Source organism: Clostridium tagluense (genome assembly GCF_003865095.1).
GTDB lineage: Bacteria > Bacillota > Clostridia > Clostridiales > Clostridiaceae > Clostridium_AD > Clostridium_AD tagluense.
On record NZ_BHYK01000069.1, the window covers coordinates 1 to 6,603 of the forward strand.

5 protein-coding genes are annotated in these 6,603 nt (G+C 31.3%); all 5 read left to right on the forward strand.

Annotated features, from left to right (window positions below):
• Positions 1-243 precede the first annotated feature (243 nt).
• Positions 244-807 (forward strand): transposase, encoded by a 564-nt coding sequence (locus tag Ctaglu_RS24110; protein WP_125006548.1) that lies wholly within the window; start codon positions 244-246, stop codon positions 805-807.
• Between the two features lie 216 nt (positions 808-1,023).
• Positions 1,024-2,358: an efflux RND transporter periplasmic adaptor subunit gene (locus Ctaglu_RS24115; RefSeq protein WP_125006550.1), complete on the forward strand. Its 1,335-nt coding sequence runs from the start codon at positions 1,024-1,026 to the stop codon at positions 2,356-2,358.
• A 21-nt stretch (positions 2,359-2,379) separates the two neighbouring features.
• Positions 2,380-3,063 (forward strand): ABC transporter ATP-binding protein, encoded by a 684-nt coding sequence (locus tag Ctaglu_RS24120; RefSeq protein ID WP_125006552.1) that lies wholly within the window; start codon positions 2,380-2,382, stop codon positions 3,061-3,063.
• 32 nt (positions 3,064-3,095) lie between these two features.
• Positions 3,096-5,594 (forward strand): ABC transporter permease, encoded by a 2,499-nt coding sequence (locus Ctaglu_RS24125; protein WP_125006554.1) that lies wholly within the window; start codon positions 3,096-3,098, stop codon positions 5,592-5,594.
• A gap of 96 nt (positions 5,595-5,690) precedes the next feature.
• Positions 5,691-6,603 (forward strand): S-layer homology domain-containing protein (locus Ctaglu_RS24130; protein WP_185732956.1); only part of this gene is annotated, 913 nt, incomplete at its 3' end.

Below are 6,603 nucleotides of genomic sequence, written 5' to 3' on the forward strand. Positions count from 1 at the left end.
ATGATGGCAGTATAGAGAATTTTTTAACTAATGTTAATATTAAAGATTTTAAAACCTTAGTTTTAGGTGTCGATGGTAAGATAGTTGACATTTATTAAGAAGGGGTCAGGCCCCTGGGTAAATATGTAAATATGTAATAAAGAGAATCGTCATTTTTGTGGCGGCTCTCTTTTTTTTGTTTGAAATAAAAATAATTAGTTAATAATTATAAATGCTAAAATAAAAGATCAAAAGGAGCTAAATATGCCTAGAAAAAAACATAAATGGTATGATGGTGCTATATTGCATGTGACAGCAAGGGGAAATCATAGAAGTAATATATTTAAAGATGAAACAGATTATAAATTATATTTAAATTACATAAAAGAGGCTGTGGAATATTATGAAAATAAACATTACATAATTGCGTATGCTTTAATGACAAATCACGTACATCTTGTAATTGAAACAACAGATTGTGATATATCTGATTTTATAAGAAGGGCACATAGCAGATATGCAGGGAATTTTAATAAGAAATATAATTACATAGGACATTTATTCCAAGGTAGATATAAGTCAGAACTAATTGAAGATGATAAATACATGCTAGAAGTTAGTAGATATGTGCACCTCAATCCAGTAAGGGCCCAAATGGTTGAAAAACCTGAGGATTACCGCTGGAGTAGTTATACTGTGTACACAGGAGAAAAAGAGGATAAGCTAATAACACCCAAAAGAGTACTTTCATATTTCAACAAAGGAGAAGAAAAAGAATTATATAAAAAGTTTGTGGAAAGCGCTATAAGGGGTCAGAACCCTGGGTAAATATGTTAGACATCTGGGTAAATATGTTAAAAATTAATTGGGAGAAATCAGCGGTGTAATTACAATAATGTATTGACATGTAAAGAAAATTGAATTAAAGTTTAACTGAATTGTTAATTTATTGTATGTTAAATTTAACCTTTAGGAGTTAAAAAATACATCTAGGAAACTATGAAAGGTTTTCGAATTCACTAATATATTTAAGGGGGGAAAACTGTGAAACTAAGTAGTTTAAAAGTTAATAGAAAAATAGTAATTGGTAGTATTGTTGTAATTATAATAGTTAGTTTAGCTTCAGTAAAAGTTATGAGGGATAGAAAAAATAAACTTGCAGCAAATCAAAAGGGCTCAGTAACAACAAAAGTTGTGCCATTTGAAATAGTTACTGCTTCAGGAACTATAAAATCATCTAACAAATTTGAGGTAACTCCAGCAGTGAACGGTAAAATTAAAAAGGTTTATTTTAAAGAAGGAGATAAAGTGAAAACAAAGGATTTAATGTTTGAAATCGATAGTTCAGCAGTAGATGCCAATGTAGATAAACTTATGAATGCTATAGAACAAGCTAAATTAGAGCAAAGTAACAATTCTGCTCTAATAGGAAAATTAGCATCAGCAGCACCAATTAGTGGACAAGTATCAAATATACTTGTAAAAAAGGGGGATATAATTTTAAAGGGCGCTCCTATAGTCACTATTGCTGATAGAACTAAATTAAAATTAACGGTGTCTTTTAATAGTGAGCAAATAAAAAACGTTAAAATTGGACTTAAAGCAACAGTGTATTTAACATCTACAAGTCAGTCTGTAACAGGAATAGTATCATATATAAATTCTAACTCACATTCTACAGAACAGAATGGTAAATTATTTAGTGTGGAAATTTTAATAAACAACCCTGGTGCAATAAAAGATGGACAGAAAGCTAGTGCAGATATTCAGGGCGCTAAAGGGCCTATATCAAGTCCGGAAAGTGGTTTATTATCCTATGCTAGTAGTCAAGTTGTACAATGTGATTCTGATGGTAAAGTAGATAATATAGATTTGAAGGAAGATCAATTTGTAAATAAGGGTACTATGCTTATGACGCTTACAAATGAAGCTGTTGTAGCTACAAAGGATGCATCAGAACTTAAAATAAAGGACCTTCAAACACAGCTTGATTATGCAAAAAAACAACTTGAGGATTATAAAATATATTCACCTATGGATGGAATAATATCAAAACAAAATATAAAAGTGGGGGAAATACCAAAAGCTGGAGAGGCAATTTCTTACTTGTCTGATTTAATGCATATGGAACTTGTGGTTCCTATTGATGATATTGATATTGTAAAGATAAAAGTAGGACAAAAGGCAAGCGTTAAGGTTGATGCACTTGCCCAAACCTCCACAAAGCCTTTAGAACTTGCGGTTACAAGTATTGCAGTCGAAGGAACTACAGTAAATGGTACAACTACTTATCCTGTAACTTTTGCAATTAGCAATGTAGCTGAAATAAAAAGTGGGATGAATGCAAATATAGAAATAAAAATAAAAATTAAAAAATAATAAAGGGGGGCTTATAAAATAATGGATGTGGTTATTGAAGCTGCAGGATTATATAAGAGCTTTAAATTAGGGGATATAGAAGTAGAAGTGCTAAAAAATATAGACTTAAATATACATAAAGGTGATTTTGTTTCCATTATGGGACCTTCTGGATCTGGCAAGAGTACACTACTATATCTCCTTGGTGGCCTTGATAAACCTAGTTCAGGGAGTATAAAAATAAATGGAAGAGAACTATCAAATATGAAAGATAAAGAGCAGAGCATAATGAGAAGACGTGATGTAGGTTTCGTATTTCAGTTTTATAATCTCATTCCTAATCTAAATGTAGAAGAAAATATTATGCTTCCAATATTACTGGATGGAAAAAGGATGAAAGACTATAAAGATAGGTTAGATGATATATTGGATATTGTTGATCTTTCTAGTAGAAGAAAACATACTCCAAGGGAGCTTTCAGGAGGACAACAGCAAAGAGTTGCAATAGCAAGAGCATTGATTAATGAACCGGATGTTATCTTTGCGGATGAACCTATAGGAAACTTGGATAGTAAATCAGGAACAGATGTAATGGAACTTTTACAAAAAATAAATATACAAAATAGTAAGACAATTGTTCAAGTAACTCACTCAAAAGAAGCAGCAGAATATGGTAAGCGAATAATATATGTTAAGGATGGGAAGATACAGCAAAATATAGTATGACAGTTTAAAATATTTAACTGGAGAGTGGTAAAATGAAAATAATTGTTAAATTTCTTTGGAACAACATAAAAGAAAAGAAATTTAGGACTTTTCTAATAATATTTTCAATTATGATGTCAGCTGCGCTGTATTTTGCATCTAGTGCTATGTCAACTACCATAGTAGAGATGTTTTCAAGTTATATAACCAGCTATGTGGGAAGTGCAGAAATTATAGTAACAGCAAATGAAAAATCTCCCTCAGCATTTTTGTATGCGAAAAAGGCTGATGCTATTAAAGGAGATATGGATTATATTATAGGAGCAATTCAGCTTACAGGATCTTTTAAGGATACAAATGATAAGGACGTAAACGTAAATATAAACTTAAATGGATATGACTTAAAAGAACTGGAAGTACTAAGTCCCTTAGTATTTGAAAATGAGGTGAAACCAGAAAGTTTTGTTGGTAAAAAGATTATTATTAGTAAAAATACCTCAGAGAAATATAAACTTAAATTGGGGGATTTTATAAATGTAGATATAAAGGATGCCCGGTCAAGATTCGAAGTTGTAGGCATAGCAAAAATTGCAGGGCTTTTTTTGTCAGAAAAACAGAATACTATGGGGATAGTTCCAAAGGATGTCTTATATAATATGGGGGAGGGACGCGGTAAGGTTTCCATTTTGTATATTAAAACTAAAAATCCTCTCCAAAAGCAAAATACTATAGATAGGTTATCAAAGATTTATGAGGATTATTCTGTAAAAGAACCAATAACTGATAAAGATTTAGCAGATGCTTCTAATGGTATAGTAGTTCCTTTAAAAATGATGGGAATGGTTGTTTTTGCTATTAGTATGTTTATAATTTACTCCGCATTTAAGGTAATAACTGCAGAAAGAATACCTATAGTCGGTACTTTTAGAAGTATAGGTGCTACAAAAAAAATGATGAATTTAGTACTTTTAGGTGAGAGTATAATATATGGGATTATTGGCGGAATAACAGGGATAATCGTAGGATTTGGAGTATTGTATTTAATGGCAACTGTATTTGCCCAAATGTTTGGGGGAATAAAGACTACTATTAATTATACAACTAGTCAAATGATAGGTGCCTTTATTCTGTCAGTTATATTATCCCTTGTAAGTTCTATGATACCAATTATAAATATATCTAAAATATCTGTAAAAGATATTGTATTAAATAATGTTACAAGGAACGGAAAAAATAAACATTGGAAACTGGTTTTTGGTATAATAGCTATTTTATTTGCTATCATAGCACCTAGAATTGTACCAAAAAATTTAGCGGGTTTAATTGATGGGTTAGCTATGTTACTTGTATTTGTGGGAACAGTTTATTTGGTACCCTATATAACTAGCATTTTTGTAGTGGTTCTTGAAAAATTGTATAGCTATATTTTTGGAAACGAAGGAGTTATTGCAGCTAAAAATTTAAAAGGGAATAAGAGTGTACTTAATAATATTGCCCTTTTGGCTATAGGCATGTCTGCTTTACTAATGATAAGTACAATTAGTAGTAGTATGGCTATAGAAATTCCTAGGGTTTATAAACAAATGAAATTTGAAATGTTTATTTATGGCAGTGAATTAAATAATGAAATTGAAAATAAGATTAGAAATATAAAAGGCGTAGAAGGTGTTTATGGAATTTACCAAACTTCTCAAGTGAAAATTAATAACAGCAAAGAAACTATTGGTGAAGTAGACGGGGTTAACAATAGAAAATTTTCAGATTATTATGATATGAAATTTTTAGGGGATAAAGAAGCAATGCTTACGGATCTTTCCATGGGTAGAAATATGATTATAACAAAAAGTTTAGGGGATAGGCTAAATTTAGTAAAAGGAAATAAGCTTACTTTGGAACTAAATAAAACCAAAAGAGAATACACTGTAGTTGGAGTTGTTGATTATCAGTGGAACAATGGAAATATGGCATTTATATCAGATAAATATTTTAAACAGGATATGAATGTACAAAAGTATTCTCAGTTTTGTGTTAAAACAAATATAGCAGCCAGTGGAGTAAAAAAAGCCATAGATAAAAAGTATTCTAAAAGTGGAATGTATACAGAGACTATTGAGGCTATGACTATTGCTAATGTTGAAGGTAATGCTATGTATATGACATTATTAAACGGCTTTGCAATTATGGCAATGATAATCGGAAGCTTTGGCATAATTAATAATTTCATGATTAGTTTTATTGAGAGAAAACGATCTATAGCTATGTTTCGTTCCTTAGGTATGAGCAAAAGGCAAAACATAAAAATACTTTTTATTGAATCCTTTACAGGAGGAGCTATCGGAGGAATTGTAGGAATTATTTCAAGCATTTTATTGGTTTCTACTACTCAATATTTAATGAATTCTACTTTGAATTTCTTATTACCAATGCATTATTCCGTAAAAACTTTTTCTGTAGCATTTATATTGGGTACACTTGTTATGATTATAGCTTCAGTGGGACCAGCTTCAAAAGCTTCGAAGCTCAACATTATAGAAGCTATAAAATATGAATAGGGGTCAGGCCCCTGGGGAAATATGGAAATATGGGATAAATCAGACTCTAGGACAAGCTCTAATTTATGCGTGAATAATAAAAAGGAAGGTGTAAAAATGAAAATCAGAAAATCTACATTGAGTATTTTTTTAATACTAACCATATTAATAAGTACAATAAGCTCAAGTTTTGCCTTTGCAGCAGATACCATTGACTACGCAGCAGCAGTTTCAAGGATGAAGCAACTTGGAATAATGGAAAGTTCAGTAACTAATGTTACTAAGGATATGACAAGAGGTCAATTTGCTAAAGCTGTAGTAATAGCGGATAATTTACTAGATGAAGCCTCTGGTATGGAGGGTTCCACTGTGTTTGCTGATATTGCATCTTATAGTGATCTAAGCGGTTATGTAAATATATTGCTAAATAAACAACTAATCAGCGGTATGGCAGATGGAAAATTTCACCCTGAAGCTTCCATAACTTATTCTGAAATTTGTACTGTGCTTGTAAAATTATTAGGTTATGCAGATAGTGATTTAACAGGAACTTGGCCGTTAAATTATTTGGGTAAGGCGCAAAATTTAAAAATCACAGATAAATTAGTCTTTAAAAAAAGTGATAAGGCGACGATAAGGGCCGCAGCAGTAATGTTTGATAGACTTCTTGACACTAATGTAAAGAGTGCTACAGCTACTACTGGAGTAATCTTTTCTGATTCAGTAAATTTATATTCGGATTGCATTATACAAGACAATTCGCAGTCCTATGACAATCTAGCAAAAGATGAAGTGTTAACAAATAAAGGGGTTCTATCTGTGGGAGATAATAAAGCATTACTTCAAGTTGGGGCAACCTATAGACTTAAAATAGAAGATGCAGAAATTACAAAGGTTTATGGGAAGGTAAGACAACCAGTGACCGTAACTGTAAACAGCATAGTTGGTAATATTGTTTATTATGAGGAAAGTGGCAAAGAAAAAAGTATGACGCTACCCTCTAGTATTACTTACTATTATCATGGTGTAA

Coding starts and splice junctions, on each gene's coding strand:
- Ctaglu_RS24110 (WP_125006548.1), top strand. CDS start 244: ATGCCTAGAAAAAAACATAAATGGTATGATGGTGCTATATTGCATGTG.
- Ctaglu_RS24120 (WP_125006552.1), top strand. CDS start 2,380: ATGGATGTGGTTATTGAAGCTGCAGGATTATATAAGAGCTTTAAATTA.
- Ctaglu_RS24125 (WP_125006554.1), top strand. CDS start 3,096: ATGAAAATAATTGTTAAATTTCTTTGGAACAACATAAAAGAAAAGAAA.